Annotated in this window: 1 protein-coding gene; it reads right to left on the bottom strand. The window is 70.2% G+C overall.

The annotated features are described in order from the left end of the window. Window positions 1–632 precede the first annotated feature (632 nt). Entirely contained in the window at window positions 633–944 is a 312-nt protein-coding gene (locus tag ABZU53_RS27330; protein ID WP_354863357.1) for a MazG-like family protein, read from the bottom strand. Window positions 945–1,005 lie beyond the last annotated feature (61 nt).

The following is a 1,005-nucleotide window of genomic DNA, read 5'->3' as shown; positions in this document are numbered from 1 at the left end:
AAGACACCACCGGCGAACGCGAGACCAGCAACGGACAGCATGCTCTTACGGAAGATCGTGTTCATGGGGGTAGCTCCTTCGGGGGTAGGAACACCTGCGCACCGTTCGGGGGAAGCGGTGGCGCGGGTGTGAGCACCTCGTCGGGCGCTGCACTATCAAGCGGGGAAAGCTTGGGGGCGGCCTACGGGCTGATCGCTCGTGGCGCCGGGGGCGGCGGCCTACGAGCGGGGGCTCGTGGCGCCGGGACCGTGTGTAACGACCGTCGGGCCGGGGTCATTCCCGGGCCACCGGGGCCGAATAGCGGACCCGGGGGCGAGCCCACGGTCGTTCCGGGGGTCTGCAACGACCCGGCCGGGCCGGCCATTCCCATCCCGGTTGAGCGGGCGGGGCGGCTGGCCGTGGTCCTGCGATCGTCAGGGTATGTAACGACCCCCCGCCCGCCACGATTCCAGCCCACGGATGCACCCGGTCACACCCCAACAACCCCCAGAAACGGACATCCCACCCAACCGGCACGACCCCAACCGGTCTTACCGGACACCCGGCCTGATCGACTCCAGATCGGCGATATCGCGGCATCCGGCCAGCCGGACACACCCACCTCGCCGACACCGTGCCGATCATGGAGGGCGTCAGCCCTCCAGGCGAGAGCGGACCTTTTCGGCACAGGCCCCCAGAACGGTCTGTGCGTCGAGTCCGAGACTCTCGATGGCTACGAGCGCGGTGAACACCACGTCGGCCAACTCGGCCGCCACGTCCTCGCGGGTGTGGGTGACACCCTTGCGCGGATTCTGCCCGAGCAGACCAATCCAGGCGGCTGACGCCTCCCCGGCCTCCTCGGTCAGCTTCAGGATGCGGCAGGTCAGTTCCGTCTGCCCGGTGCCGTTCGCCGCGTCCAGCCAGCTCCGCGCAGCCCGGGCCGCCGCCCAGATCGAGTCGTCCACGGCGACCAGTCAACCCGACCGCCCCGACCGGCCCCACACCCGGCCCGCACGGTCGGGACAC

It is taken from the genome of Micromonospora sp. NPDC005194 (genome assembly GCF_040608335.1).
GTDB lineage: Bacteria > Actinomycetota > Actinomycetes > Mycobacteriales > Micromonosporaceae > Micromonospora.
The sequence above is the reverse complement of the archived record's forward strand: the minus strand, read 5'-3'. Positions and strand labels throughout refer to the sequence as shown.